Below are 26,109 nucleotides of genomic sequence, written 5' to 3'. Positions count from 1 at the left end.
ATTATTATACGCTATTTCTCGTCAAAAATCAACCATTTGTTGTGACAGAGCCAAAAACAAAAACAGAAAGGCTGCGCAGGAGAAAGACCTTGCGGCAGAGCCGTCCCTTTGTTCCCCAATAGTCGGCTTTGAAACGCTCAAAAAACGTTTCTGGTTCCTTTGGTTCCTGATGATTGGAGTCGACCTCTATCACAGGTGTTCCGCACGCTGGGCAGAACGCGGCGTTTTCGGGAAGAATGCGGCCACAATGAGCACAATAGTTAGTCATTATAAATTCCTTTCAAAAAGCTTCTTTCCTCCAAGATCCTGCGGTTCCAAAAGCTGGATGCCATGGGCCTTTAAAAGGCGCGCCGTAACGCCAGGCGCCTTTACAAGGGTTTTCGTAAAGGACCCGTCGTAGCGGGACGAAACGCCGCAGCTGGGACTTTTTGCCTGGAGGATGACAAGATGGGCGCCCTCTTTTTGCGCAAGCTGCAGGACCTTTTTGGCCCCTTGATCATAAGCCGCTGTCACATCAAGACCGCTTTGGGTCATGACGCGGCCATCAGGCTGGATTTCTGCCGGCGGGCGCGGCGTCACTAGGCCGCCCATCACTTCGGGACAGATGGGAATGACGCGGGCATGAGAGGCTTTTAAAAAGGCCTTCACTGCCGTGTTGGGCTTACTTTTTCCATCATAGCGACAGGGCGTCCCCAAAAGACAGGCGCTCACAAGAATGGTTTTTTCACTCATGACAGGGCCCCCTTAAAATGCTGCTCCACATTGCCAATGGAATAGATGACCATAGGCACGACAAAGAAAGTCGCTGCAAACCACGCCGCCTGGTCAGCCCAAGTAATGGCATCATAGCCAAAAGAGCCGACAAAAAGGACGGACACGACGGTGCGGGCAATCATCTCAAGGATCCCGCTCAGCATGGCCTTGCGGGCATTGCCCAGACCTTGGATGCTCATACGGCACACATTGAGGATCCCCAGCACCCACAGACAGTACCCCATGCGGCGCAGGTACAGGGCGGCAAGGTCCAGTTCGACCGTATTTGCCGCGTCAAGAAAGAGAAGGCACAGGTCCCGGCCCCACAAAATCATGGCAAAAAGGCCAAAAATCGCGCCGTAAAGGACGCTGACGATGGTCCCCTTGTAAATGCCCTTGCGGATGCGGTCCGTCTGGCGGGCACCAAAGTTTTGAGCCACAAAAGTAGAGACAGCCGTGGCAAAGGCATCAAAAGGTGCGAGCAGAAAGAGCTTGATCTTCGTTCCTGCCGTAAAGGCCGATACGAACTGCGTCCCCAAAGAGTTATTGGCGCTCTGCATAACCATGGAGCCAATGGCCGTAATGGAATACTGCAGTCCCATAGGAATGCCGATGCCCATGAGGTCACGGCCTTCAAGGAAATCATAGTGACGGGCCTCTTCTTCGATATGAAGGACGTCGTAGCGGCGCGCCACCGCATAAAGGCAAAGGAGCGCCGAAAGGGCCTGGGAAAGGACCGTGGCCAAAGCCGCCCCGGCAACCTCCATCCCAACATTGACGATAAAAAGAAAGTCCAGGCCAATATTAAGGACCGACGCCACGGCAAGATAGATAAAGGGCGTCTTGGAGTCGCCAATGGCCCGCATGAGACCGGCGAGGTAATTATACATGATCGTAAAGGGAATTTCACAGAAAATGATGATGAGATAAATCCAGGCATCATGAAAGATTTCTTCCGGCACCTGCAGGATATGAAGGATGTGATCACAAAAAACCGTCGTCACGAGGGTCAAAAGGGCAGCAAATAGGGCCGCGAGGATCCCCCCGGAATATTCATAGCGGTGCATGCCGCTGTAGTCCTTGGCGCCAAAGCGCTGTCCCACGGGGATGGAAAAACCCAGACTCATGCCGATGCAAAAGCCCATGACGAGGAACTGGATGCTTGTCGACGAGCCTACGGCGGCAAGAGCCTTAGCCCCCAAAGTTTGCCCCACAATGGCCGTATCGACAAGATTATAGGTCTGTTGGAAGAGGCTGCCCATGAGTAGGGGCAGACTGAATTTTACAATAAGAGGCAGGATGGGCCCCTGGGTCATATCCTTACCGCGGCGTTGTGCCATACAATCACTTCATTTCTTTTTCGTTAGGACCGGTCCGCAATCTTTTGAAGGACCCGTTCCTTTTCAGCCCCCTCATAAAGGACAGGCCGATAGTCATTATAATAAGGCGTCGAGGAGATGCGGCAGGGGATGAGCGTGCCGCCGTCGGAACCACGAAGCTGCCCGTCCTCAAAGGTAAAGCGTTCCTGGTAAATGAGGGCGTCTTTGTCACGGGGATTGCTGTTGCCGCCGAAGCAGAAATTTCCCAAGCTATAGATGATGCGCCGCCCTTTGTAGGTCTCCGTTCCCTGCACAATATGGGGATGGGCACCAAGGACCAAATGGGCGCCGTAATCGATAGCAAGATGAGCAAGATCGCGCTGATCCTCGTCGGCATAAGGCTCAAGCTCCGTTCCCCAATGGAAATAGCAGATGATGAGACGGGCGCCCTTTCGCTTCACTTTTTCCAGTTCCGCAATGAGCTGCGTCTGTGCGCCGCCCGCAAGGTCATTGATGCCAACAAGGCCAACGGGGATGCCCTTTACGAGCATGACGGGACTTTCTTCATAGCCAAAAGGCATGACGCCAGCTTTTCCTAAGGTGCCGAACGTATCCCAGTAGCCTTCATTCCCATAGTCATAGCTGTGATTATTGGCAAGGGTCGCTGCTTCGACGCTGCCTTCCATAAGGACCCGCACATAATCGGCCTTTCCTTTAAAAGCAAACGTCTTTTCCTGCCGGTCCGTACTTTCCGTCAGAGCCCCCTCCATATTGACAAGGGTGAGGTCATCATGGGCAAAAATAGAGGCTACGCCCTTCAAAAAGACCGACGCATCCCCATTTGCCGCATCATAGGCAGCAGGAAAGGTTCCCTCATAGCCAAAGGCCTCATCCGTTCCAAGGGTGCAGTCACCAGCCGCGGAAATGGTAAGGACCGCAACCGTCTTTTGCGGCGGCGCTTCCTTGGGCGGCGCCGGTGTTTCCGGTATTATGACTGCGATTCTTGCAGGAATTATCTGCTGTGGCGCATAGGAGCCGCGCAGGTGAAAGTCTTCACTTTGCGATAACCTAATGGCAATCTCTGCCTCATGAACCTTGGGGACCGGCGCCAGCTCCTTTTTGGGTTCTGCCGTGCCGGGCAGGATGGCAAAAGCCGTTAAAGCAAAAAGGAGCGCACACTGGCGCAATATCCAGGGAAAACGCGGGATTTTTTTCAGGAAAGAAAAGTAGGGCGGGATTGTCATGATGACTGGCTCCTTTAACCGACAGTGGTCAGTATCATTGTACATGATTTTAGGGGAAATTGCGAAGAAAAAGAAGGGGAATCAGCGTTCTTTCACCGATGGTGCTGGCCGCTAAGCAAATAATCGCGGGCCAGCGATAAGTCTATTTTTCCCTTCACAAAAGCTTCTTTACCCTCTATTTTGCGTGGCTTTAAATCCTCCCTGTTTCCTATGAATTTGACAAAAGTGACCACTCTATATTAAAATAAAGTTGTCACTTTTATAGCTACCCGAAAGGAAACCCATCATGTCCCTTCATATGATTCGCGGCGAAGCCCGCTATCACGAAATTGCCGTTGTCTTAGCAGAAAAGATTTCCAGCGGAACCTATGCGGTTGGAGAAAAACTCCACGCCCGCTCAAACCTTGCCACCACCTTTGGTGTCTCTGCTGAAACGGCCCGCAAGGCGGTTCAGGTCCTTGTGGAACTAAAGATCCTTGAAGTACGGCACGGAAGCGGCTGCTATGTCCTATCCAAAGAAAAAGCGGCAGCCTTCGCTGCCCAGTACCAAGATGTACGGTCCGAAAAGAAAATGCGGGAAGAGCTTCTCCAAATTCTTGAAAAACAGCAGCAGGACGCCGTGCGGGCAAAAGCCATCCTTTATGATCTGGAAGCTTCAGCAAAGAAGGCAGAAAACATCCTGCTTTTTACGCCTTTCACCTTGCTGATTGACACCACCTGTCCCCATCTGAACGAAAGTATCGGTGCCCTGAACCTCTGGCATCACACAGGTGCCACTGTCGTTGCCATCGTCCGCGGCAGCACGACACTCCTGTCTCCCGGTCCCCACGCCATCCTCAAGGCTGGCGACACAATCTACTTTGTAGGCGACGCCAAGGCTCGGCAGCGGATGGAAGCTTTTCTCCGCCCTTAAACAGGACCGATTCCCATTGAAAGGAGTCTTGTGATTTGAAATCCCTATCCATTGCCCTTGCTTATGTTGGAATTGTTGTCGGCGCCGGTCTTTCCTCCGGTCAGGACATCCTTCAATATTTTCTTTCCTTTGGTCTTAGTGGCATCGCCGCCATGGTACTTCTGGGACTATTGAACCTTTTTTACGGCAAAGTCATGCTCGCTCTGGGCTCTTATTATCAAAGCGACAATCATGACGAAGTCCTGCGGCGCATCACCCATCCCTTTGTAGGCCGCCTCATCGACGTAACCCTCGTTCTCTCTGGCTTTGTCATCGGTTTTGTCATGATTGCGGGAGCGGGGGCCAACCTGCACCAGCAATTCGGCCTTCCCATATGGAGCGGTGCCGCCCTCTGCAGCGTCCTGATGATCATCGTCTCCTTCCTGGACTTTGAAAAGATCACCCATGTCCTAGGGGTCTTTACGCCGATCATCCTTGTTATGCTGTTGATCATTATGCTCTATACCCTTGCAAAAAGGCCTTATTCCCTTGCTGAAATAAAGGCGGCTGCCGCCACACTCATTCCCGCCGTTGCCTCGCCTTGGGTCTCAGCCATCAACTACTTTGCGCTTTGCATGCTTACGGCAGCTTCCATGGCCTTTGTCCTTGGCGGCTCCATCGTGCGCATCAGCCAGGCAGAAAAAAGCGGTGCTTTAGGCGGATTTCTCGTCGGTCTCATCATCCTCATGGCCGGCCTCACCCTTTTTGCCTGGCTTCCTCTTGCTAAAAAGGCGGACGTTCCCATGCTTGCCATCGTAAGCCAGATGTCTCCCCTTTTTGCGTTCTTCTATGCCCTCACCATTTTTGCGCTCATTTTCAATACGGCTTTTGCCCTTTTTTATGCAACGGCCCGCCGTTTTGCCGGGAGTCAGAAAAAAAAGACACGCTGGTGGTTCATCGGACTCACCCTTTCTGGCTTTGGCTGCAGCTTCATGGGATTTAAGGCCCTCATTGCCCTTTTATATCCGCTCCTCGGGTACATGGGGATCCTGCTCCTTCTAGCCGTCACCTTGGCCTATCTTAAAGAGCAGCGCGCCATGGGCGTTGAAAAGAAGATCCGCCGTGCCATGATCCATCTGGCCGTCTGCCGCTACGACGATAACCGGACCTGTACCAAAAAAGATTGGAAACGCTTTGCCATCTTGGGAAGCCGCTCCAAAGCCAATACGGAGACCATCGAAAAAGGTGTTACAAAATACGTGAAAGAAGCACTGGACGGGGCGCCGCAAGGCGGCAGATAAAACCTATTCCGTACAGATTGTTAAAACAAAAAGACAGAAGGCGCCGCCCCAAACCGCCCTACGGGAGAGGGCGGAATTAAATTCGCCCGGAGACAGGTTTCTCGGGCTTCCGCCATCGCTCCAAAAGCGTCCTTTGAAACCCTGAGCGAAAAGTCCTCACTACCGCTTGCAGGGATACGGCGCATAGCTTCTCATCCACCACCAAAACCGGGAAATGGTCATGAAACGAGTTAGGGAAATTGCCACACAACATGAGGGCTCATAAATTTTGTTAGCGGCCCCGTCGTACACGAAAACATTTCCTTTACCTCCGCAGCCGCAATGGATTGATACGGGTGCGGCTGTAAGGGATAAAAGGGCTCGCTCTCTGCTGCTGCACATCAAAAGACCGGCTTTTCCGGCAGGGGAAACTCCGACTGCTCCTATCGTCGCTGCCCTATGAGTAAGCTTTCCGCATGAATTTTTCAGCATAAGAGAATACGAAAAATTCGGTGACTCACTTAACCGCCCTGCACAATCTCTCGCCTTTCTTTTTCTAAGGCACATGGAAGCTCGTAAATTGATCGGCGATATGCGTACCGCCTTACCAAGGCGGATCGATGCGCTATATCGAGTGCTAAGGGAAAAGACCGGCCGCAGGACGGTCCAGTAACTGCCATCGTACTTTCTACGCTTCAAAAAGACCCGCTTCTTACAAAAGCTACATAAAAAGCAAGAGCCCAAACCCGAACCTATATCTACGTTCGGGTTTGGGCTTTTCTTATGTTTTTTGGGCTTACAAGCTTTTCCCTTCCGGTCTTTTCTTCCAATTGCTTTTTACAAATTCACTTCAGATGCCGTATGGTCATCCGCCATGGCCTCTTTGAGATAAGGGATTAAGCAATGAAGACAAGTTTTTATGGAGAATCGGAGCGAGTTATGGTCCGACCTAAAATCCAAGCGCCTCATTCACCAAGATCACCTTGATCCGGCCTTTTTCGTGGGAAAAGCGCGTCACTAGGAGATTGCAGCAAATGGTATCAGGCGACTTGCAGTCAGCACAGGCTCCATTCACCTTGCACGGCGTCTTCCCCTTTGGAAAGCGCTGGGCATTGACTGGGGCCGCAAGGTTCCTGACCCGATAGACAGCGTGTTCCACATCCCTTGTCACTTTGTTCATCCCGACAATCATAAGGACCTGCTTCGGCCCGTAGGCAATACAGGAGACACGGTTTGAATTCCCATCAAGGTTCACGAGGACGCCATCTTCCGTAATGGCATTTGTACTGGATAGGAAGGTATCACAGCTGTGGGCTTTCAGCATCATCTCCCGCTTTTCTTCAGCCGTCTTTTTCGTATCCCGGTTATAAACCGTATACTGTCCCTGGGTCAGGGCTTCCTTGAGGCCGATTTCCTCAATGGAATAGGTCCCGCCCCAGCTTACGCTTGAGCCTTTAGGGATCAGATCCAAGGCAAGCCCTAGGGCTTCGTCCTTTGTTTCCACAAAATAGCCTTCCATATTGCGGCTTTGGAGTCCCTTGATCACTTTTTCCGCTACTTTGCGGTTCCGTTCCTTTTCAAATGACAGCATGACCATTTCTCCCCTCTGTGAGTGCTTGTTCTTTTTTCCTATTATATCATGGAAGAAATGGGGCGCCTACTATTTAACGACACTCGGAAGCCAGGTTGCGATTTCAGGGACAACAGAAATCAGCAGGATTTCCAGCGCCATAACGCCAATGTATGGGACCACGCCGCGGATGATGTCTTCCATCCGGCTGTCAGGGCTTACGCCTTTAAGGACAAAAAGGTTCATTCCCACAGGCGGCGTGATGAGAGCCATTTCCATATTGATCTGCATGACGACATTGAACCAAATGGGATCAAAACCCAACTGTTTGATGATAGGGTACAAGATGGGCACCGTGATAAAGATAATGGAGACGGTTTCGAGGATGCATCCCAAAAAGAGCAGCAGGAGATTGATCAGAATGAAAAAGACCCAGCGGCTCACTTCCACTTCGGCAACCATCATCGTAAGGGCTTGGGGCACCTGCAGGATGGTCAGGACAAAACCAAAAAGGGAAGCCCCGATCATAATGGCAAAAATCATGGCCGTGGTTCCCACTGTCTCCAAGAGGATACTTGGCAGATCCTTGATGGAAAGGGTCCGGTAAATGACAAAGGTAATAAAAAGCGCATAGACCGTCCCCACGGCCGCCGCTTCCGTAGGCGTAAAAGCGCCGGTATAGATTCCGCCCACGACAATGATGGGAAGAAGAAGGCCCCAAAAGGATCCTTTCAGGGCAGTCAGCCGTTCTGCAAGAGGCGCCTTTGCTTCCAGTTTCAGATGACGGGAACGATGGACGACGATAAAGATAAAAAAGAGCGTCATGAGCACGCCAGGAAGGACGCCGCTCATAAAAAGCTGACCAATGGATTCACCCGTAATGGACCCATAAAGGATCATGGGAATGGATGGCGGGATCAGGATGCCCAACGTTCCGCCGCCGGCCACGGCGCCCAGTACAACGGACCGGTCATAGCCCCGTTTCAGCATTTCCGGAATGGCAATGGCTCCGACCGTGACAGCGCAGGCCACACTGGAACCTGTAATCGCGGCAAAGATACCGCAGGCGACAATCGTCGCAATGCCAAGGCCGCCGGGCAGATGCCGCAGCCACTTATTGCCTAGGTCAAAAAGGTCTTCCCCGACCTTTCCCTTAAGCAAAATGGCACTCATGAGGATGTAAAGCGGGACCGCGCAGAGGACAAAATCATCCAGGGCCTTATAGGCCAAAATAGGGATCTGGTCCAAAGCCCCATCACCGGGCATAAAAAGCAGCATGCCCAAAAGGCCCGATGTACCCAGAGAGAAGGCAACCGGAACGCCGATGGCCAGAAAGGCCAGTAAAGCAAAGGTAAAGACAGCGATCATACGGTCTTGCCTCCTTTCACTTCCTGATGATAGGCCTGCATTGTCTCCCCAAAGAGGCGAATAAACTGCAGGAAAAGAACGCCGATACCAATGGGCATGGACAGCTGCGGAATCCACAGGGGCATACGCAGGGTACTTGCCGCCACCATGTCAAGGTCATAAGAGGTATAGGCCATTTCCGCCGATGTATAGCAGAAAACAGCCGTAAAGACCAGACAAATGACGCTCACAACAAGACGCAGGATGAGATTTTTCCGCTTGGACAGATGGGAAATCACCATATCAACATGGATATGGCGACCCCGGGCCAGGGCTTCCCCCATGCCTAAAAAGCCCGCCATGAGGACGCAGTAGGTCGATAGCTCCGTTGCCCATTCCGTCGGTTCATTAAAAAGTCCGCGGGACACGACTTCATAAAAAATCGAGAAGACAGGGACAAAGAGCAGGATGCCCGCGGCAATGGCCACTAGGCCGGTCAGTGCGTCAAGGACCTTGCAGAAGAAAGCAAACAGGGTTTTCATGGGCTTCGTCCCTCCTTTCCTTAGGCGCTCACAGCCATATCGAGAACGGATTTACCAATCTTGCCTGTATGCTTCAGGAACGTATCCCATACGGACTTTGTCGCCTCGCGCCAAAGCGCCAGTTCATTTTCAGGTACGACATAGACTTCCATGCCTTTAGCCTTGAGGTCCGCCAGGCCCTTTTCATCCATGGTCTTCGCATTCTTTCGGGTCTCTTCCTGAACTTCCTTCGCCGCTTCCATAAAAGCGGCTTGCTGCGCCTTGCTCATCTTGGCAAAGGACCGATCATTCATGGCAAGAATGAATTCCGGGGAGGCGTGATTGGTTACGGTGAGGTACCTCGCCACTTCGTAGATCTTGCGGTCCCGCATGGCACTCGTACCGGAACTTTGGCCGTCAATGGTGCCGCGCTGCATGGCCATATAGACTTCCGCCGAGCCCATCGTGACGGGTGACGCGCCCAGGGCTTTGATGGTCTCCGACGAAATTTCGCTGTAGCCGCGGAGCTTCAGTCCTTCAAAATCCTGAGGCTTTTGGATGGGCTTCTTGTTGTTGGCAAACTGGACAAATCCATAGTCAGCCCAATAAACGACCTTGACGTGCTTTTTCGCCAGTTCATCTGCAAGGGTCCTGCCCATGCCTCCGTCGATGGCCTGATCGATCTTCTCGTAGCTAGGAAACACAAAGGGTACGTCAAAGACTTCCATGGCAGGTACCACCGTAGCCCAGCGACCGACTGTATTGAGTCCCATGTCAACGCCGCCGGTCATGATGGCATCATTCATGCTCTTGTCATTGTAGAGCTGTCCGGCCGGATAGGCCGTAATGACCACCTCGCCGTGAGTCTTATCCTTGACTTTCTGGATAAAGGACTCAACCCCCTTAGCCAGAGGATGATCCGTCGGTAAATGATAGGCAAGCTTGTATTCAATCTTGCCGCCTTGACCGCTTGTGGCCGCTTCCTTTTTGCCGCACCCGGCAAAAGCAGTTGTCAGGACCGCCAGACAGGCTGCGGTCATCACTTTCATCATCTTCCTCGTTTTCATCATTTTCCTCCTTGTTCCACACTGGCAAGGCCGCTGTATACTGTATTCACTAAAGCAATACAAAAAGAACCCCTGCCGGATCATCTCCAGCAGGGGCGTTGGTTTCGCGGTACCACCCTACCATTGTACTCTTGGCCTTGTAACGCATCCACAGCGCCTTACCCTAGGGGACAGTACCCTTCAGATAAGGAGTTTACAGGTGAGAAGCATGCCCTATCAGCACCGCCTCGCACCACCCGGCGGCTCTCTTGGCCTCATCGTTCATGCTATTCCTGATCATGACTTTTGTCTCTTAAAAAAGGTTTGACGCCAGTATAACACAGATTCGGGATGTGTCAACAAAATGTTTTAATAAGCTTTTTCTTTTTCTTTATTTTGTAACTAAGATAACAACATTTGCTAATTTCGTCCTTATAATACGTACTTTTCTTATTTTCACGCATCCATTTCCTTACAGGAAGGTCTTGATTTCTTCTACAGATAGAACCCGGCCCTTACTGACCGTCTTTCCATCCACCAGCAAAGCGGGCGTCAGCATGATGCCGTAAGACGCAATCCTCACAAAGTCCGTCACATACTCCACATCCGCTTCCATACCGGTTTCAGCAAGTGCCGTTTTCACATGTTCAAGGAGCTTTTGGCAATTGGCGCATCCGCCGCCCAAGACCTTGATTTCCCGTTGCTTCATGTTCATTCCTCCCTAAGTCTCAAGATGGCCTGTCTAATTTCATTCATAATGCTCGTCAGGCTGTCCCGTTGGATCGGGAAACGGCCAATCTTCCCGTCCAGTTCCCACACCCATAGGGGCCTTGATTCCGCACCCCATGGTAATCACCCAGTCCACGTGGGAAGGAAGCTTGCTGAGCGGCTTACTGTACTGCCCATTTTTCTTCATATCAATGCCAAAATATTCCTTCATAAGCCGCTGGGCATTTTCGTCGATTCTCCCACTGGGCGCAGTGCCTGCCGAGCAGATCTCGTAACGGGGCGCCAGGAACTTACGGGCAAAGGCTTCTGCAATTTGACTGCGGCAGGCATTATGTACACACAAAAAAACAATGACAGGCTTAGCCATGGATAGCTCCTTTGCTTTGCTTACAGTCCAGCGCTGCGATATAAGTCCGAAACGCTGTCAAGGTCGTACAGTCAAGTGTATAGTAGGACCACTTCCAGTCCCGCCGTTCCACGATGAGGTGACAGGCCTTGAGAATCCTCATATGATGGGAAAGGGTAGGCTGGGAAATGGTTAGGTTCTTAAGAAGCTCGCAGGCACAGGTCTCCCCCCTTGTCAGCTGTTTCACAATTTTGAGGCGAATGGGACTGCCAAGAGCCTTGCAAATGGCAGAAACCGCGTCATAATCCATAATATCCCTCCTTACCATAGCCCCTGCAGGGCATTGAACGCATACCCGACCAGCAAGATTCCCACCGTACAGACAGCCACAAAGACAGCTAGGAGCCGAGGCTTCACGACTTGGCGCAGCAGGATCAGGCTGGGCAGGGAAAGGGTCGTAACAGCCATCATGAAGCTTAGGACCGTACCCAGTTGGGCCCCTTTCGAGAGCAAGGCTTCCGCAATGGGAATCGTGCCAAAGATATCAGCATACATGGGAATGCCGACAAAAGTGGCCAAAAGGACGCCCCAACCATGATTTCCTCCAAGCAGGAAGGTCACCAGGGACGCAGGGATCCAGTTGTGGATCACGGCTCCGAGGCCCACGCCAAGGAGGATATAGGGGAAAACCTTATGAAAAATAAAAATAACCTGGGCTTTGGCATACTGCACCCGGTCCCGCCTCGTCATCGGGGAATCGTCCGTTTCTGGGGCGGCCGGCAGGGCGCGGACAAAATCCTGGACCTCATCTTCAAGAGAAAGGCAAGCAATCAGCAAACCGCCCAAAATGGCGACGGCAAGGCCCAGCAGGACATAGATAAGAGCAATCTTCCAACCAAAAATGCTGGCAAGCAGGATCAAACTCCCCAGATCCACCATGGGCGATGAAATGAGAAAGGAAAACGTCACTCCAAGGGGAAGCCCCGCGCTGACAAAGCCCATGAAAATAGGAATGGACGAACAGGAACAAAAAGGAGTGACCGTACCCAAAAGCGCGCCGACAGCGCAGCCCGTCAGGCCAGAAAAGCGTCCCATAATCCTGCGGCTCCGTTCTGGCGGGAAGAAACTCTGAATATAGGAAACAAGGAAAATCAAGACCCCAAGCAAAAGGGAAATCTTGATCACATCGTAAAGGAAAAAATGCAGACTGCCGCCCCAACGGCTTTGAAGATGGATGCCCAGAGACTCCAGCAGCACGCCTATCAGCTCATGGAGCCAGTGCATGCCAAGGATTTCATCTTGGATAAAAGCGCCCATGCCGTTCCCTCCTATCATATTTATATTTATCAATATGATAATACAGGAACCACCCGGTCCTGTCAAGTCCGGGAAAGAGCCCCCTAAAAGGGGAGCCGCCTATGATATAATGGGAAAAATCATCGTGATAGGAGGATTCCTCTATGGTCAATTTCATCCTGCTCCTGATCCAGTTCGGCATCGACTACGTCATGCTTGCCGTCCACCTAACGTTCATCATTCCTGCCGTGCTTTTTTTCACCCCGTCCTCCTGGTTCCAGACCCTGCGTACCGGCGGCGGGCTTACGGGCGAAGAGATCAGCTTGATCCTTGCCCTCATCCTCATTGTACCCGCGCTCTTGAGCCGCTTTTCTTTTTTTCAGTCCATCCTCGTCTGCTTAAACGGCGCGCGCAAAGCAAAGGGAGATGACCTCGCCTACATCGAATCCGCGTTGATGCCCGTGCTTCAAAAGGCCGGCCTGAAACGGGAAGCGCTGACGCTTTACATCCAAAACAGTCCGAAACTTAACGCCTACGCCATGGGGGACCGCCATATCGTCGTCTATAGGGGGCTTCTTGCCGCACTGCCCAGGGAAGAAGTCAGCGGCGTCCTTGCCCATGAACTGGGGCACCTCGCACACAACGATACGAAATGGATGCTCCTCAGTTATGGCATGAATGTCCCCATCACCATCGTAACCATCCTGTACCGCGCCATCGTGAGCCTGCTCCGCATCTTCCTCATTGTGCCCATCCTAGGTCTTATCATCTCCCTGATGGTCTTTTTCTTTAACCTGTGGCTCCAGTTCTTAAACTTTTTCATAAAACTGCCCTTCCGTCTCATTCAGCTGGTCAAAGCAAGGCAGGATGAATATGACGCCGATCGGTACGCCTTTGAAATTGGCTACGGCGCAGAGCTCCATAACGCCCTCTATGATATTTCAGGCGGCGCTCAGGATGATCCAGGCTTTTGGGGCCGCCTTTGGTCCGATCACCCCGTGACACAAAAACGGCTGGAGAAACTAAGGGCACTGGTGACCCAGATAGAAGCAGAAGACAGGGACGGATCGCAAGAGGAATAAGGCTGAAGCGGAATCTCATCGTTCAAATTCATAAAAACAAGGGAAAATCTCCAAAAAATACGGCTCAAGGGGCGCAGTCCATGCACCCCTTGAGCCGTATTTTGCATTTTGAGTGAACCCAAATAGAGGGCCTTCCGTCATGAGCAGGCCGCCTGCGGCGCTAAACCCGTGACAGCCGCACCGCTTCCACACTGCAAGGCGAAAAGCTTCCTCAATCAAGCAGCAATAACAGCGCCATCTTGAAAGGACCCTGTGCCGTAACCGCATGACGGCCGCCTTTATCAAAGACGAAACTTTCCCCAGCAGAAATAAGATGATCCGTTCCTTCATAAGTGATGACAGCCTTCCCTTCAAGGGCCATGACAAGAGCCTTTCCGGGAGCCGCGTGTTCCGTAAGGCCCGTACCTTCACCAAAGCCCATGAGGGCCAGTTTCATATGGGGCGACGAAACAACGTCACGATTGACAATCTTGCCCGCTTCTGTCGGGACAAGGTCCTTTAATACAAATAAGTTACCAGCATCAAGATTCATGATGAGATCCTCCTTTGTGGATAGTTCAGTATAAATTGCACCGTTTTCTGTGCGGATGCCAAAAGCAACACCATGAGGAACAATGAGGCTTTTCCCTGGGCAAAGGGAAAAGGCGGCGCCGCCCGCTTGGACCGTCATGGCCCCATCAAGTACCGTCAGGAGCTTAGGATAGGCATAGGTCTCCGGGCTGATATCCGTCTGGGGTGCAAGGGAAAAAGCGAGAAAGGCCGCCGAAGGGCTCATAAGAAGCTGCTGCGAAACCGTGCAGCCTGGGACATAAGAATTTTCTTTTACAATGGAAAAAGGCGTATGAACGGCTTTCATAGTCGGTTCCTCCTTTCGCTATTTGCAGTATAAAGGAAAAGGTCACCTGATTCTGTTGGTAAAACAACAAAAGCAAAGAATGTTCCAGCCTATGTTCCCCCCTCTTTGCGAGGACGAAAATCACTTTTATCTCCCCCTTCCTGTATAACCTCACCGGTTGCAAAGCGACCAGCATCGCCTCAAATCCCTATTTGCCCATCCCCTGACTTTCCGGTACAATAAGGGAAGGAAAAGAGTCGGCAGCCTGAGGGGCAGGATGCCACAGAAAAGGAGACGCCTTATGCTTACATTTCTTGTTTTTATTGCGGCTGCACTCATCGGGCTCCTGCTCCGTCAGCTTGAAATTCCAATTCCCTACATGCTGGGCGGGATTCTTGCTGCCTTTTGCTGTAAAACCTTCTATGAACCAAGGTTTTCTGGGTCCCTCTCCCTTCGCAACGCCATGCTGGGCATAGCAGGGTACGGCATCGGGGCCCACTGCACATCGGACACCATCATCCGCATGGGTGCAGAACTGCCCGGCGTCCTGGGAGCCTCTCTCAGTACGCTCTTTGTTTCCGTCTGTGTTGCCATCTATATGGCCCGCCATACCTTTGCCAATCTCCTGAGCAGTATCATGGGCTGCCTGCCTGGCGGCTTGACGCAGATGACGCTCCTTATGGAAGAATATCATGATGCCGACGAAAACGTCGTCGTCGTTTCCCAATGCCTGCGCCTTTTCGTCGTTGAAGTGAGCGTTCCCTTTCTTGCCATCAACCTATTTGGTGGGGTCCTGACCAAGACCGTCGCGCCGGATCTTTTGACAAGCCTTGTCACAGACGGGATGAAGCTCTTTCACCGGGGCTGGCTCATCGTCTTTCCCCTTGCCGTGATGGGGCAGCTTTTTGCCCGCAAGGTCCATCTGCCCACAGGCAACCTTCTGGGGCCCATCCTCTTTACCGCTTTTTATGCCACACTCTGGGGCCCGATTCCTTCTGTTCCGCCCGCCGTCATGGCCTTTGCCCAAATGAGCATCGGCCTCTATATTGGAACCATGCTGGATCGGGATAAACTGCTGCGAACCAAGCGCCTTGTTCCCAACGTCCTTGTTGGCTCCCTGCTCATGGTCGGTACCAGTGCAGTCGTAGCCGTCATCATCGGAAAAGCTTACGGCTATTCTCCGATTGGAGCATTCCTTGCCGTGGCTCCTGGCGGCATTGCCGAAATGTGCCTAGCCGGCATGGAAATGGGGCAGGATGTCGCCATGATCCTCACGTACCAGCTAATCCGTGTGCTCATGCTGAACTTTGCCGTGCCTTTTGCCATTAAACGCTTTTTCCCCAAAGAAAGCCTATAAGCAGAAGGCTTGGAAAGGCTGCCCACAGAAAAAAGGACATGGGATATGCTGGAAAATACGCGGAAGCCGGTCCCTCCTTTTTTCCCTTGATTCCCGTAACGTTTCTTTCAGAAATCAGAGCAATTATCCATAATTTAAGAAAAATGTTTTAATTTCAGTAAAATTTCAATTTTACCTTCGTCGTCCAAACACCGCATGTTTACATGGCTTCCAGCCATTTCATAACGCTTTGCTTATCATTTATATTTAAAACTTATTATTTGAGAGTCTGTCTAATCTATGATAGGATTCAATTGTGAAGGATTTGAGAACAGTATCACCTTCACTTGGCTGCGGGGTCGCCCGCGCCTGTATTGGTAAATGTGAAACGGCTCCACGCCCTTTCCTTTGGGCCCATTGTCATTGGACCGCCATCTTATTTTTTACGGGTCCTGACGAAAGCGCGTGGCAAATGGACGGCTGTCGCCTGCCCTTCACATCCCAAAAGCCATTCAAGTCTCGAAAGGAGTCCAATCATGAGTGACGAAAAAAAGAAAAGTTTCACCCCCTTCGGCCTTAGTTGGCCCCTCTGCCTCGGCTTCATCGTCATTGTTGCCGCAGGCGTTATGACCGGTTCCCTAAGCACTGATCTTGCTGGTGGCTTTGCCTTCATGCTGGCCCTCGGTATTGTCTGCAATGAAATCGGTGAACGCATCCCCTTCTGGAATTCCTACATCGGCGGCGGTCTCGTTCTGACCTTCCTCGTTTCCGCTTATCTATTTACGAACAAAATGGTCCCGGCCAAATATGCCAAAGCAGTTGGCATGGTCATGGACCAAGCTGACTTCCTGAGCTTCTTCATTGTCTTCCTGATCTGCGGTTCCATCCTGGGTCTGGAAAAGAAACTCCTGCTTAAATCCTTCGCCGGATATCTGCCGGCCATCTTCGGTGGCCTCATCGGCGCGGCAGTGCTCGGGATTGCCGGCGGTCTCGTCTTTGGCATTGCCCCGGATATGATCCTTCTGAACTATGTCCTTCCCATCATGGGCGGCGGCAACGGCGCTGGTGCCGTACCGCTTTCCCAGATTTATGAAACCGTAACAGGCGACAAGGCAGCCAACTACTACACCTTCGCCATTACAATCCTGACCATTGCAAACATCTTCGCTATCCTGACGGCGGCTATCCTGAACCAGATTGGTCATAAGCATCCGCAGCTCACCGGTGACGGCAGCACCCTGATCCGTACCGGTCTTGACATCGAAGCGGAAAAGAACGACGCCATTCCTTCCATCAAGGAAATGGGCGGTGCCTTCTTCATGGGCGTTGGCTTCTATGCAGCCGGCCGTCTCATGGGTAAAGCCATCCTGCCGAAAGTCTTTGGTGTTGCCATCCATCCTTTCGCTTGGATGATCATCATCGTTACCATCGCAGCCATGACGGGGATTGTCCCGAATGCAACGAAAGCGGCGGCTAAACGTCTGCAGTCCTTCATGAGCTCCTGCCTCGTCCTCATCATCATGGTCGGCGTCGGTGCTGATACGGACCTGAACCAGCTGATTGATGCCATCAACCTCAGCAACGTGGTCATCGCCTTCTTGATCGTTGTCGGTGCCATCATCGGTTCCGCAATCGTCGGTCAGCTCGTTGGCTTCTACCCCATCGACTCTGCCATCACCGCTGGTCTTTGCATGGCAAACCGCGGCGGTTCCGGCGACCTTGCCGTATTGGGTGCTTCCCATCGTATGGGCCTCATCGCTTATGCTCAGCTGTCCAGCCGTCTGGGCGGCGGTATCGTCCTGATCATTGGGTCCATCCTCTTTGGTGCTCTCATTAAATAAGAACCGATCATTAACTTCCCGCTTCCTTGAGGCGGGAAGTTTTTTTATCAAGGGGACAGGAGCCATAGCGCCGCAGATCACAATCATCCATCTTAAAAAACAGTTCCATTTTGGTTAGGTCAAGGCCCCTTGACGCATCGCGCCTTGACTCAATAGGATGCAGATAAAAACCATTCATCACTCGAAGGAGGTTTTTCTATGAAAAATGCAGTCGGCCGTGAAATACCCGATGAAATCCTTACCCAAACCGGCAAAGAAATCTTCCAAGGCAGTTTTCATTACGACCAAAAAGTATACCGGCGCGCGGCCAATCGATCCTGTGCCCATGTAGCGCCAACCCGCAGTAAAGTCCTCCACTCCATCAAAGACGCCCTCATTGCCGGCGGAATCCATGACGGCATGACCTTCGGCTTTCACCATCATTTCCGTGAAGGGGATTATATCGTAGGCCTCGTCATGGATGCTGTCCATGAGATGGGCATCAAGGACATCACCATCTGTGCCAGCTCCCTAGGAAAAGCCCATGATTCCATCGTCCCCTATATTGAAGATGGAACGATTACAGGCATCGAATCTTCCGGTGTGCGAGGTAAGATTGGCGAAGCCATTTCCACAGGTAAACTGAAGAAAATAGCTGTCATGCGCAGCCACGGCGGCCGCGTGCGGGCCATCGAATCGGGGGAAACACACATTGATATGGCCTTTATCGGTGCCCCCACCTGTGACCCCATGGGAAACTGCCGTGCCATCGGCGGGAAAAGTGACTGCGGCGTCCTGAGCTATTCCATGGTCGATGCCCAGTATGCAGACTATGTCGTCGCCATTACGGACACCCTGGTCCCCTTCCCCAATATTCCGGCCTCCATTTCCATGGTAGACGTCGATGCTGTCGTCGTGGTGGACGCCATTGGTGACCCCCTTAAGATTGCTACAGGGCCAGCCAAACCGACAACGGATATGCGCAAGATCCTCATGGCCCGCTATACGACAGAATTTCTCATCCACACCCCCTACTACAAAGAAGGCTTCTCGTATCAAACAGGTGCGGGCGGCGCTTCCCTTGCCTCGACGGGGATTCTTGCTGAACATATGAGAAAGGATGGCATCCATATGGGCCTTGCCCTCGGCGGCATCACAAAGACCATGTGCGACATGATGGATGAAGGCCTCATTGACCGTATCGTCGATGCCCAAGTCTTTGATACAGGGGCCACTGAAAGCATCAAGAACCATCCAGACCGACATATTGAAATCTCAACCAGTGAATACGCGGACCCCTTCAATAAAGCGTCCTACGTCAATCATCTCGACTTTGTCATCCTCGCATCCTTAGAAGTGGATACCCACTTCAACTGCAACGTGGTCGTTGACTCAAGCGGCATGATTACAGGCGCCCAAGGCGGGCATCCCGATACAGCGGCAGGAGCCCAATGCACCATTGTCATCGTACCGCTGCTGCAAGGCCGCATTCCTGCTGTGAGAACCGAATGCACCACCATAACCACGCCGGGCGAAACAGTGGACGTTGTCATCACGGACTTTGGCATCGCCATCAACCCTAAACGTCAGGACCTCATTGATGCCATGAAAGGCGTCGACCTTCCCTTCTGTACCATTGAAGAACTGCGCGATAGGGCCTATGCCATTGCCGGCGCCCCCGATGCCGTCACCTTCAAGGACCGCATCGTAGGGATCATCGAAGCACGGGATGGATCGATCATCGATGTCGTACGAGAAATCGGCGAAGCTAAGAGCTAATCATCTAAACTTGGGCTGCCCCAAAAAGCGCCACAACCGAAGAATCCGGTTTGGCGCCGTGCGCTATGGTCTTTTAAGATACTCATTGGCACATGTGACGCCGGACCCAAACCGCCCCCTGACGGGGGAACGGGTCCGAAATGATTCGCCCGGGAACATGTTTCTCGGACTTTCGCTAGCGCTTTAAAAGCGTCTTTCGAAACTCGGGCGAATGGTCCTCACTACCGCTTGCAAGGATACGGCGCATAGCTTCTCATCCACCACCAAAACCGGGAAATTTTATTAATCAATGTTTATGGAAATTTCCCGGTTTTGGTCCCCCGCCTTGGCAAAGCGGAGCAATGCGCTCCACATCGAGTTCAAAGGGAAAAGACCGGACGCAGGACGTTTCAAGCGCCATTGTGCCTTCTCCGTTTCAAAAAGACCCGCTTCTTACAAAACCCGAATATAAGATAAAAACCCAAAACTGAACCTACGTCTACGTTCAGTTTTGGGCTTTTCTTAAATTCTTTTGCCTTACGATCTTTTGCGTTACGATCTTTTGCGTTACGATCTTTCTTCCATTTGCTTTTTGCGAATTCGGTTCAGCTGGTCTTTCTTCTATTTACATGATTCGAATGGGGCTCAGATTGGTTCAGATGCTAGGAAAAAAGCTGCAGGCTGACGACGTCATGCAACGAATGTCCCGTTTCAGTCTTTTCTTCCATTTGCTTTTTGCGAATTCGGTTCAGATGGGTTCAATTGCGAGGAGCCCCCGGCCTCAGCGACGAAACGGACCTGAGACGCCAGCAATCCGCTAGCGCAGCGACGCGGGAGCTGTTGCGCGAAGGTTCTCCGAAGCGGCGCCGCCAAAAACAAATCGGCGACGCGTGAGTTTCCTTGCGGCCAGAGGCCGGTACGTTGAGGAGATTGAGGCCCTAGGCGACAAAGTAGATGGGCCCATATGGACCGAGTAAAAATAAAAGGGGACCCCGACGTCTTATTACGAGCGGCAAGGAAGGAACATTTTTCGATGGACCAAAACCGCTCATCGCAAGACGCTGCCAAAGCGATTCGGCTGCAGGACCGTGTACAAGTTGGCGCAATATTTGTGCCGCTCAAATACTTAAGGCATCACATAATACCGCGTCCACATAGTCACTTCACTAAGGGACGGATGGGGCGTCATGGTCTCATTGAGGGTCCTGACATTTTGCGGGTCAAGGGTCCTTGTAAGAGGCAGGGTGCGCAGATGTTTTACCGTTTCAGATGCAATTTCCGGATGAAGCGGTGCAATGACATGGGTGCCGCTGTTCATGAGGTCAATGAAAGGCTGAATCAAGATGGAAGCTTCTGGGCCAATGATATGGGCACCTAGGATCTTTCCCGTATCGGCATCAAGGACCAATTTAATGAACCCATCGTCATCAGCCCCCTCTTCATACCCTAAGGCATACCCCTTCGCCGAGTGGGAAAAGTGGTTCACAGCTACTTTTGTACGGTATCCTGATTTTTGGGCCGCGTCCGCTGTGAGGCCCACATGGGCCGCTTCTGGATAGGTATAGGTCACGGCAGGTACAACGCCATATTCAGCCCAGCGCCAATGAGCAGGTGCCGCCGTGCCAAAAAGATTGTCCGCAAGGATTTCGGCTTCGTAGTTGGCCTTATGACGGAAAGGGGCCCGACCGTTCACGTCGCCAATGGCCCAAATGCCGTCTGCCGCGGTCTCGAGGAATTCATTCGTCTCAATATAGCCCCTTTTATCAACCGTAACGTCCGTATTTTCCAGATGGAGCAGTTCCGTCATGGGACGGATGCCCGGGGCGACAAGGATTTCCTCTCCCCGTACTTCCGTTTTCTCACCCGTCCTGCGGTCTTCAAGGACGACGACCTTTTCCCCATTTTCAATGCGGGCAGAAAGGGTTTCCTTGTTAAGGGCCACGTGAAGACCGCGGTTTTGGAACTGTTTCAGGAGAAAAGCCGATACATCGGCATCTTCTTTGGGAAGGAGGCGCACATTATGCTGAACGATGGTCACGTCCGTTCCTGCCGCGTCAAAGATATGGGCAAATTCACAGCCAATGGGGCCGCCGCCAAGAATGATCAGGCTCTTGTAAGGCCTTTGGGGGAAGGCGTCCGTAAAGAAGGATTCGGACGTAATATATCCTACGGTTTCAAGGCCAGGGAACTTGGGAATATTGGTTCTGCCCCCGGTCCCGATAACGATCATCTCCCCTTCCAGTTCTTCCGTCGTACCGTCATTCATAGCAATGGAAAGGGTCTTTTTTCCCGTAAAGGAAGCCGTTCCGTCAAAGGTATCCACATTGGGAAAGGCTTCATAATATGTCTTGATCTCCGGGCTCTCGGAAAGTTTAGCCTGCAGACGGCGGGAAACAGTTTCCCAATCAAGTGTTACTTGTTCTGCCTTGACGCCAATGCGGGCGGCCTCTTTGATGGAAAGGACAGCATTGGCCGCACTCACAAGGATCTTCGTCGGGATGCAGCCTCTGTTGAGGCAGGTCCCACCATAGGCACCGCGTTCAATAAGGGCCACTTTCTTTCCGGCCAGCTGCGCCGCATCGGCGATGATATTGGCCGCGCCCGTTCCAATGAGGATGACATCATATTTTTTCATGGTTTTCTCCTTATCACAAATCAGGGTGCCTGCTGGATGGCAGCAAGCAGCGTTTCCAGGGTTCTTACACCCTCTGTTCCCAAGGCCGCTTCATAAGCCGCCTGGGCTTTTTCCCAAAGCAGATGAGCCTCTTCATAGGCCTTGCGGCCTTCATCTGTCAGGACAAGCCGGCAGTTTCTCATGTGGCACTCCCGGCAGTCCGCAACAAGGCCTTTTTGCATAAGGGGCTTTAAGCTGCGCGTCAGCGTGGACCGTTCCAAATCCAGATATCCAGCTAGATCCATGACGCTGCAGCCCTCATGCTGGTTGATTTCCCGGAGCATCCCATACTGACTGATGGTGACGCCCGACGGGGCAAGGGCCTTGTCATAGAATTCATTTAAATGGTGAGCCGCCCGTTTAAGGCGCCAGCAATGACAGATTTCCATGGGAACCTCCTTTTATTTGTTGTATATACATCATATTGTATGGCAGTCATCCTGTCAAGTATGTTTTTCGGGACAACAAAAAAGCTGCCACAAAAGTGACAGCTTAGCTTCCATATGGCTCCGGGACTAGGACTCGAACCCAGACAAGAAGATCCAGAATCTCCTGTGCTACCATTACACCATCCCGGAAGGAACATTCACTATTATAGCAAAGATAAAATAAAATGCAACCCCTTTTTTGAAATATTTTTTAGTTTCTTCACGGAAATTTGTGAGGTCATAGACAAATGGATATTGAACAAAGACATCAACTTCTCCAAAATATAAGGCGGCTAAACCAAAGTAAAGGAGAAATGAGATGTCCTCTATCTAGTACATTATTCAAGCAGGCCTTTTTTGACAAGAACCTGATTAGCTTGTTTGGCTCCCTGAAGATCCTTTGGACGATTCCACGGCATGGGTAGTCACCAGCTAGAAGCGTCATACCGATTTTCTCTGCCCTTGCTGCGTAAAGCCGATGCCTATCTATGGCACGTATGGAACCCGCCTAAGGACGGTGCCTATATAGCCGAATGCCAGGCGCACGTTCCTTTTCGAGGGGCACCGCTTCAAGTGCCCTTGCTGTCAGGAAACGATTACGGAACTCAATCCGTACAGATGTCCTGGAACGAGAATCACCAAACGGGCAGCTGTCTGGGTTAAATCACGGTTTGCCCAAGGACTTACGATTACCGGAGTACAGAAGATAACAGGCATCCATTGGAATATGGTTCGCCAAGCTGGAGGAAAAGTGAATCGACGGTCTGGCAAACCATGCCAAATGCCCTATTAATACAGGCCGATTGGAAGGAGGCAACAACAAGATTAAAGTTGCCAAACGGGATGCATATGGGTACAAGAACGACAGCTACTTTTTTTACCTTGATTCGGTCCCTGTCTTTACCTACGTATGATTTGGCATCCCCCAAAAATGCGTGAAAAACCTACTAATTTGTCAACCAATGATTCACCTAGACGCCTTCAAAAAGAGCCATCACCGAAAAATAAAAAAGCTTCCTGACACAAGAAAAAGCACCCGTCGGGGAAACGGGTGCCTTTTCTTGAAAGGAAGTTGTTTATGATGATTTGATGGGGAAGATTGCAGCAAGGAGGGGTAATCCTTGCTACATGCTTAGTATATAAGATTCTTCCTCAAAAATCAATAAAGAAAGAATGAACTATTTGTGAATTTGACTCGTAAGTCAAAGTGGCGGCGTAAATCCTTATAAAATAAATAGGAAATAAGAATATTCACTATTATTCTCATTCTTTCTTGAAATGAATTTATCATGATGATTGATTAAATCGTGAAAGAGAAAGAAGAAAAATTTTCACTGATTCATTTCGGTCTAAGATATGGGACGCAGATAAAGAATTCCCCCTGCGGAAAAAGGCCCCTGCCGATTCCGGCAGAGGCCTTTTCCAGAAAGGAAGTTGTTTATGATGATTTGATGGGGAAGATTGCAGCAAGGAGGGGTGATCCCTGCTACAAGAAGAAGTATAGCCCAAATTCTTGTCAAAGAAAGGGCGCAGATTTGAACAGTTTGTGACAGCTAATTATCCATACCAAAATAAGTAAAGACGCTGTCCATGATGCTCTTGGCATTTTCTGGACTAAAATGAGCCGCCTGGCTCATGATAAGGATGCCTTTCATTTGTTTTTGAAGGAGTTCATTGAAAAGGTCCTTATCCAGGGAGAGGTTATCGCCAACAAGGCCTCCCTTCCGGCAGCTAAGCGCCGTCAGGAACTTCAAGGTCTCACCTTCCTTTTCGGCAAGAAAGAAAAGATAGGGATAGGCGGTAAGCCGTTTGACGAAGGCTGTGGCGGCCTCATTTTCCCATAGGTCCGTACCGCAGCTCGGATGAAAGGCAAGAAGGAGACGATTGCAAAATTTTCCCGCTTCCTGTGGATGGGCTCCAAAATAATCCAACAGAGCAAAATAGCGGGCACTCTTCTTTGGATCTTCCAATTCTTGCCGCGTCACTTGGAACTGAATGGTTTCATGACTGTCAAGATAGGATTTGATGGCATTTTCTTCCATGGGATTTCCTCCTAGCGATGTTTGATCATCATGGTCCATTGGCCATAAAATTTGATTTTTTCCCATGCACCAGGCCAATCTTCTTCAAGTTTCGTCTTGATTTTCCGTGTATTTGTGTCAACGAGCACAACTGCTTCTGGTACATCCTGGACCTTACTGTACGTGGTCCATGGCATGATGTTCTTGGCTGACCAGCTGTAATCCTTGGGAGCAAAGACTTCGGCCTGATCATCTGGAACAAGCATGGTCAGGGTCCGGTCCGTATAGAACCATGTCGACGTCGGGTATCCGCCGCCCCGTACGTAGATAGGTACATTTGCAGGAATCATGGTATTGATATAAAGTCCCACCCATTTCCCGGTCACGCCGCTCATAAGCGGCAGGGCCAGCATCTTTGTGATGCAGAAGAAGAAAAGATAAGTCAAAAGGACGGTCATGGTCATCACTTCCCGCGCGGATTTACCCCGAAAGCGGTGAATGGAAAGGACCAAAAAGCAGCCTAAGAAGACGCTGACAAAGTAAAAGATATCCTTTGGATGGGAAAGCAGCCCCGGTGCCAATTTCGGCAGATGGTAGGCAGCCGCCGCCAAGGCTCCATAAAAAAGGAGGTTCCCCACAAGGACGCCTTTAAGGGAGAGGTCTTCTCCTTTTTCGACAAAATAGGAGGCCGTAAAAATACAGAGCGGCATCAGGATGGGATAGGTATAGGTAATGTATTTCGTTGCCATACACTGGAAGAAGATAAAGATTGTCCCCATCCAGAGCAGCAGGTAGCCTTCCCGTGCCGAAGGCCGGACAAGGTGGTGGTCCTTCCACAAATAGCTTTTCAGTGCCCCCGGAAGCAGGCCGATCCAAGCATATGCATTCAATAAATTCACTGCCGTATAATACCAAATGACGTTATCCCGGGGATGCTCCGAGACCGTAGCCCGCAGGAAATTCTGCGTACCAATGAACCCAGAAAGAAAGTCTGGATGTTTCATGGCCATGGCAATATACCAAGGGGCCCCTACAAGAAGAAACAAAAGGATGCCGCTCCCCAATTTCGCCGATTTAAGTGAAGCAAAATCCCGGCGCCAGATAAGAAAGAGCAGAAAAATCAGGCCAGGAAGCAAAAAACCGATAGGGCCCTTGGTGAGGGTTGCAAGAGCGGCGCAGACATACATCCCGTAGTAATACTTTTTCTGCGGCGTGCTGTAGCCCAAATAGTAAAAAAGAAGGGTCCCATTCAAAAATAGGAAAAGCATGCCGTCTGTAAGGACCGACTTAGAAATCGTAAAGAATTGAAGCGTCATGAGCAGAAAGACGCCGCTGAAAAATCCCACTTTTTCCCCGTAGAGTTTCCTGCCGCCCCAGGTCACCAGATAAAGGCCTAAAAGACCATAGAGGGACGGGAAGAAACGGGCCCCAAATTCCGTAAAGCCAAAAAGTTTGAAGCCCAAAGCAATCATCCAATAGGCAAAGACCGGTTTATCAAACCAATACCTTCCATAGATCTGGGGGGATAAAAAGTCTCCACTCACAACCATTTCCTTGGCCGTAAGGGCATAGTTTCCTTCCACACTGTCTGTCAGGGGCAAGGTTCCATTGAGGTAGTATAAAAGCAGTACAGCAGCGAGCCAAAAAATGACCCAGTAGCGTTTTTTCATGGCGGTGCCTCCCAAAAATAGATTGACTCAAATCGATACTGCCTATTGTATCATTTTCCTAGGAAAAAGGACACTCTCCAGAATATGAAGTATGTGTCAACATTTTCTCGGGAGACCCATATAAGATTGTGTTGCAGCTTAA

Annotated in this window: 26 protein-coding genes and 1 tRNA gene; 8 read left to right on the top strand and 19 right to left on the bottom strand. The window is 51.1% G+C overall.

Going from position 1 to position 26,109, the window contains the following annotated elements; genetic code table 11:
* Positions 1-28: 28 nt before the first annotated feature.
* From QZQ08_RS06555 to QZQ08_RS06540, 4 genes are read right to left on the bottom strand one after another with little or no spacing between them, the layout of a single operon-like run.
* Entirely contained in the window at positions 29-268 is a 240-nt protein-coding gene (locus tag QZQ08_RS06555; RefSeq protein ID WP_296329687.1) for a zinc ribbon domain-containing protein, read from the bottom strand.
* Positions 268-732: a DUF523 domain-containing protein gene (locus tag QZQ08_RS06550; protein ID WP_296329684.1), complete on the bottom strand. Its 465-nt coding sequence runs from the start codon at positions 730-732 to the stop codon at positions 268-270. Before QZQ08_RS06550 ends, QZQ08_RS06555 begins: the two co-directional genes overlap by 1 nt.
* Positions 729-2,093, bottom strand: a complete 1,365-nt coding sequence (locus tag QZQ08_RS06545; protein ID WP_296329681.1) for an MATE family efflux transporter — start codon at positions 2,091-2,093, stop codon at positions 729-731. The genes QZQ08_RS06550 and QZQ08_RS06545 overlap by 4 nt, the downstream gene beginning before the upstream one ends.
* Before the next feature lie 23 nt (positions 2,094-2,116).
* Entirely contained in the window at positions 2,117-3,316 is a 1,200-nt protein-coding gene (locus tag QZQ08_RS06540) for a CapA family protein (protein ID WP_296329674.1), read from the bottom strand.
* 286 nt (positions 3,317-3,602) lie between these two features.
* Between QZQ08_RS06540 and QZQ08_RS06535 the strand changes: the two genes are divergently transcribed.
* Entirely contained in the window at positions 3,603-4,229 is a 627-nt protein-coding gene (locus QZQ08_RS06535; protein WP_296329671.1) for a GntR family transcriptional regulator, read from the top strand.
* Between the two features lie 35 nt (positions 4,230-4,264).
* The gene (locus QZQ08_RS06530; RefSeq protein WP_296329668.1) at positions 4,265-5,509 is read left to right on the top strand and encodes a hypothetical protein; all 1,245 of its coding nucleotides are present in this window, start codon (positions 4,265-4,267) and stop codon (positions 5,507-5,509) included.
* 928 nt (positions 5,510-6,437) lie between these two features.
* Here QZQ08_RS06530 and QZQ08_RS06525 read toward each other — a convergent pair.
* From QZQ08_RS06525 to QZQ08_RS06490, 8 genes are all read right to left on the bottom strand, one after another.
* Complete coding sequence (locus tag QZQ08_RS06525; RefSeq protein ID WP_296329666.1) at positions 6,438-7,079, bottom strand: lactate utilization protein; 642 nt, start codon at positions 7,077-7,079, stop codon at positions 6,438-6,440.
* A 69-nt stretch (positions 7,080-7,148) separates the two neighbouring features.
* Positions 7,149-8,426: a TRAP transporter large permease gene (locus QZQ08_RS06520; RefSeq protein ID WP_296329663.1), complete on the bottom strand. Its 1,278-nt coding sequence runs from the start codon at positions 8,424-8,426 to the stop codon at positions 7,149-7,151.
* Positions 8,423-8,947, bottom strand: a complete 525-nt coding sequence (locus tag QZQ08_RS06515; RefSeq protein WP_296329661.1) for a TRAP transporter small permease — start codon at positions 8,945-8,947, stop codon at positions 8,423-8,425. Before QZQ08_RS06515 ends, QZQ08_RS06520 begins: the two co-directional genes overlap by 4 nt.
* Before the next feature lie 20 nt (positions 8,948-8,967).
* The gene (locus tag QZQ08_RS06510; protein WP_296329659.1) at positions 8,968-9,996 is read right to left on the bottom strand and encodes a DctP family TRAP transporter solute-binding subunit; all 1,029 of its coding nucleotides are present in this window, start codon (positions 9,994-9,996) and stop codon (positions 8,968-8,970) included.
* A 448-nt stretch (positions 9,997-10,444) separates the two neighbouring features.
* Positions 10,445-10,681, bottom strand: coding sequence for a thioredoxin family protein (locus QZQ08_RS06505; protein WP_296329657.1), 237 nt, complete (start codon positions 10,679-10,681; stop codon positions 10,445-10,447).
* A 39-nt stretch (positions 10,682-10,720) separates the two neighbouring features.
* A complete protein-coding gene (locus QZQ08_RS06500; protein WP_296329655.1) occupies positions 10,721-11,068 on the bottom strand; it encodes an arsenate reductase ArsC in 348 nt (115 codons plus the stop codon).
* Positions 11,061-11,357, bottom strand: a complete 297-nt coding sequence (locus QZQ08_RS06495; protein WP_296329653.1) for a helix-turn-helix transcriptional regulator — start codon at positions 11,355-11,357, stop codon at positions 11,061-11,063. Before QZQ08_RS06495 ends, QZQ08_RS06500 begins: the two co-directional genes overlap by 8 nt.
* An 11-nt stretch (positions 11,358-11,368) precedes the next feature.
* Complete coding sequence (locus QZQ08_RS06490) at positions 11,369-12,364, bottom strand: permease (RefSeq protein ID WP_296329651.1); 996 nt, start codon at positions 12,362-12,364, stop codon at positions 11,369-11,371.
* Between the two features lie 143 nt (positions 12,365-12,507).
* On the opposite strand from QZQ08_RS06490, the gene QZQ08_RS06485 reads away from it, so the two are divergent.
* Complete coding sequence (locus QZQ08_RS06485) at positions 12,508-13,425, top strand: M48 family metalloprotease (protein ID WP_296329650.1); 918 nt, start codon at positions 12,508-12,510, stop codon at positions 13,423-13,425.
* A 211-nt stretch (positions 13,426-13,636) separates the two neighbouring features.
* Here the strand turns inward: QZQ08_RS06485 and QZQ08_RS06480 are convergent, their stop codons facing one another.
* Positions 13,637-14,281 (bottom strand): cupin domain-containing protein, encoded by a 645-nt coding sequence (locus QZQ08_RS06480; protein WP_296329648.1) that lies wholly within the window; start codon positions 14,279-14,281, stop codon positions 13,637-13,639.
* Positions 14,282-14,561: 280 nt separating this feature from the next.
* On the opposite strand from QZQ08_RS06480, the gene QZQ08_RS06475 reads away from it, so the two are divergent.
* The gene (locus QZQ08_RS06475; RefSeq protein WP_296329645.1) at positions 14,562-15,617 is read left to right on the top strand and encodes an AbrB family transcriptional regulator; all 1,056 of its coding nucleotides are present in this window, start codon (positions 14,562-14,564) and stop codon (positions 15,615-15,617) included.
* Between the two features lie 515 nt (positions 15,618-16,132).
* Complete coding sequence (locus QZQ08_RS06470) at positions 16,133-17,437, top strand: 2-hydroxycarboxylate transporter family protein (protein ID WP_296329644.1); 1,305 nt, start codon at positions 16,133-16,135, stop codon at positions 17,435-17,437.
* A gap of 10 nt (positions 17,438-17,447) precedes the next feature.
* On the opposite strand, the gene QZQ08_RS06465 is transcribed toward QZQ08_RS06470, so the two are convergent.
* Entirely contained in the window at positions 17,448-17,615 is a 168-nt protein-coding gene (locus tag QZQ08_RS06465; protein ID WP_296329642.1) for a hypothetical protein, read from the bottom strand.
* Positions 17,616-17,635: 20 nt separating this feature from the next.
* Between QZQ08_RS06465 and citF the strand changes: the two genes are divergently transcribed.
* On the top strand, positions 17,636-19,195 hold the full coding sequence (citF, locus tag QZQ08_RS06460) for a citrate lyase subunit alpha (RefSeq protein WP_296329639.1): 1,560 nt from the start codon (positions 17,636-17,638) through the stop codon (positions 19,193-19,195).
* Between the two features lie 1,105 nt (positions 19,196-20,300).
* On the opposite strand, the gene QZQ08_RS06455 is transcribed toward citF, so the two are convergent.
* The 3 genes from QZQ08_RS06455 to QZQ08_RS06445 all read right to left on the bottom strand — a co-directional run bounded on the left by QZQ08_RS06455 (position 20,301) and on the right by QZQ08_RS06445 (position 22,426).
* The gene (locus QZQ08_RS06455) at positions 20,301-21,809 is read right to left on the bottom strand and encodes an NAD(P)/FAD-dependent oxidoreductase (protein ID WP_296329636.1); all 1,509 of its coding nucleotides are present in this window, start codon (positions 21,807-21,809) and stop codon (positions 20,301-20,303) included.
* A 20-nt stretch (positions 21,810-21,829) separates the two neighbouring features.
* Positions 21,830-22,237 (bottom strand): MarR family winged helix-turn-helix transcriptional regulator, encoded by a 408-nt coding sequence (locus QZQ08_RS06450; RefSeq protein WP_296329633.1) that lies wholly within the window; start codon positions 22,235-22,237, stop codon positions 21,830-21,832.
* Between the two features lie 115 nt (positions 22,238-22,352).
* A tRNA-Gln gene (locus QZQ08_RS06445) sits at positions 22,353-22,426 on the bottom strand.
* Between the two features lie 605 nt (positions 22,427-23,031).
* On the opposite strand from QZQ08_RS06445, the gene QZQ08_RS06440 reads away from it, so the two are divergent.
* Together QZQ08_RS06440 and QZQ08_RS06435 are read left to right on the top strand one after the other, a co-directional pair.
* Entirely contained in the window at positions 23,032-23,190 is a 159-nt protein-coding gene (locus QZQ08_RS06440; protein ID WP_296329690.1) for a transposase, read from the top strand.
* A 393-nt stretch (positions 23,191-23,583) separates the two neighbouring features.
* A complete protein-coding gene (locus QZQ08_RS06435; RefSeq protein ID WP_296329631.1) occupies positions 23,584-23,826 on the top strand; it encodes a hypothetical protein in 243 nt (80 codons plus the stop codon).
* Between the two features lie 3 nt (positions 23,827-23,829).
* Here the strand turns inward: QZQ08_RS06435 and QZQ08_RS06430 are convergent, their stop codons facing one another.
* Together QZQ08_RS06430 and QZQ08_RS06425 are read right to left on the bottom strand one after the other, a co-directional pair.
* Positions 23,830-24,318, bottom strand: coding sequence for a hypothetical protein (locus tag QZQ08_RS06430; RefSeq protein ID WP_296329626.1), 489 nt, complete (start codon positions 24,316-24,318; stop codon positions 23,830-23,832).
* Positions 24,319-24,329: 11 nt separating this feature from the next.
* Positions 24,330-25,967, bottom strand: coding sequence for a glycosyltransferase family 39 protein (locus tag QZQ08_RS06425; protein ID WP_296329624.1), 1,638 nt, complete (start codon positions 25,965-25,967; stop codon positions 24,330-24,332).
* Between the last annotated feature and the right edge of the window lie 142 nt (positions 25,968-26,109).

Source organism: uncultured Acidaminococcus sp., from assembly GCA_900538365.1.
Lineage (GTDB): Bacteria > Bacillota > Negativicutes > Acidaminococcales > Acidaminococcaceae > Acidaminococcus.
This window is presented reverse-complemented; position numbering and strand designations above follow the sequence as displayed.

What these genes read in the sequence shown, in the direction of transcription:
- QZQ08_RS06555 (WP_296329687.1), bottom strand. Translation starts at nt 268, where the DNA reads ATGACTAACTATTGTGCTCATTGTGGCCGCATTCTTCCCGAAAACGCC.
- QZQ08_RS06550 (WP_296329684.1), bottom strand. Translation starts at nt 732, where the DNA reads ATGAGTGAAAAAACCATTCTTGTGAGCGCCTGTCTTTTGGGGACGCCC.
- QZQ08_RS06545 (WP_296329681.1), bottom strand. Translation starts at nt 2,093, where the DNA reads ATGGCACAACGCCGCGGTAAGGATATGACCCAGGGGCCCATCCTGCCT.
- QZQ08_RS06540 (WP_296329674.1), bottom strand. Translation starts at nt 3,316, where the DNA reads ATGACAATCCCGCCCTACTTTTCTTTCCTGAAAAAAATCCCGCGTTTT.
- QZQ08_RS06535 (WP_296329671.1), top strand. Translation starts at nt 3,603, where the DNA reads ATGTCCCTTCATATGATTCGCGGCGAAGCCCGCTATCACGAAATTGCC.
- QZQ08_RS06525 (WP_296329666.1), bottom strand. Translation starts at nt 7,079, where the DNA reads ATGCTGTCATTTGAAAAGGAACGGAACCGCAAAGTAGCGGAAAAAGTG.
- QZQ08_RS06520 (WP_296329663.1), bottom strand. Translation starts at nt 8,426, where the DNA reads ATGATCGCTGTCTTTACCTTTGCTTTACTGGCCTTTCTGGCCATCGGC.
- QZQ08_RS06515 (WP_296329661.1), bottom strand. Translation starts at nt 8,947, where the DNA reads ATGAAAACCCTGTTTGCTTTCTTCTGCAAGGTCCTTGACGCACTGACC.
- QZQ08_RS06510 (WP_296329659.1), bottom strand. Translation starts at nt 9,996, where the DNA reads ATGATGAAAACGAGGAAGATGATGAAAGTGATGACCGCAGCCTGTCTG.
- QZQ08_RS06505 (WP_296329657.1), bottom strand. Translation starts at nt 10,681, where the DNA reads ATGAAGCAACGGGAAATCAAGGTCTTGGGCGGCGGATGCGCCAATTGC.
- QZQ08_RS06500 (WP_296329655.1), bottom strand. Translation starts at nt 11,068, where the DNA reads ATGGCTAAGCCTGTCATTGTTTTTTTGTGTGTACATAATGCCTGCCGC.
- QZQ08_RS06495 (WP_296329653.1), bottom strand. Translation starts at nt 11,357, where the DNA reads ATGGATTATGACGCGGTTTCTGCCATTTGCAAGGCTCTTGGCAGTCCC.
- QZQ08_RS06490 (WP_296329651.1), bottom strand. Translation starts at nt 12,364, where the DNA reads ATGGGCGCTTTTATCCAAGATGAAATCCTTGGCATGCACTGGCTCCAT.
- QZQ08_RS06485 (WP_296329650.1), top strand. Translation starts at nt 12,508, where the DNA reads ATGGTCAATTTCATCCTGCTCCTGATCCAGTTCGGCATCGACTACGTC.
- QZQ08_RS06480 (WP_296329648.1), bottom strand. Translation starts at nt 14,281, where the DNA reads ATGAAAGCCGTTCATACGCCTTTTTCCATTGTAAAAGAAAATTCTTAT.
- QZQ08_RS06475 (WP_296329645.1), top strand. Translation starts at nt 14,562, where the DNA reads ATGCTTACATTTCTTGTTTTTATTGCGGCTGCACTCATCGGGCTCCTG.
- QZQ08_RS06470 (WP_296329644.1), top strand. Translation starts at nt 16,133, where the DNA reads ATGAGTGACGAAAAAAAGAAAAGTTTCACCCCCTTCGGCCTTAGTTGG.
- QZQ08_RS06465 (WP_296329642.1), bottom strand. Translation starts at nt 17,615, where the DNA reads ATGAATGGTTTTTATCTGCATCCTATTGAGTCAAGGCGCGATGCGTCA.
- citF (WP_296329639.1), top strand. Translation starts at nt 17,636, where the DNA reads ATGAAAAATGCAGTCGGCCGTGAAATACCCGATGAAATCCTTACCCAA.
- QZQ08_RS06455 (WP_296329636.1), bottom strand. Translation starts at nt 21,809, where the DNA reads ATGAAAAAATATGATGTCATCCTCATTGGAACGGGCGCGGCCAATATC.
- QZQ08_RS06450 (WP_296329633.1), bottom strand. Translation starts at nt 22,237, where the DNA reads ATGGAAATCTGTCATTGCTGGCGCCTTAAACGGGCGGCTCACCATTTA.
- QZQ08_RS06430 (WP_296329626.1), bottom strand. Translation starts at nt 24,318, where the DNA reads ATGGAAGAAAATGCCATCAAATCCTATCTTGACAGTCATGAAACCATT.
- QZQ08_RS06425 (WP_296329624.1), bottom strand. Translation starts at nt 25,967, where the DNA reads ATGAAAAAACGCTACTGGGTCATTTTTTGGCTCGCTGCTGTACTGCTT.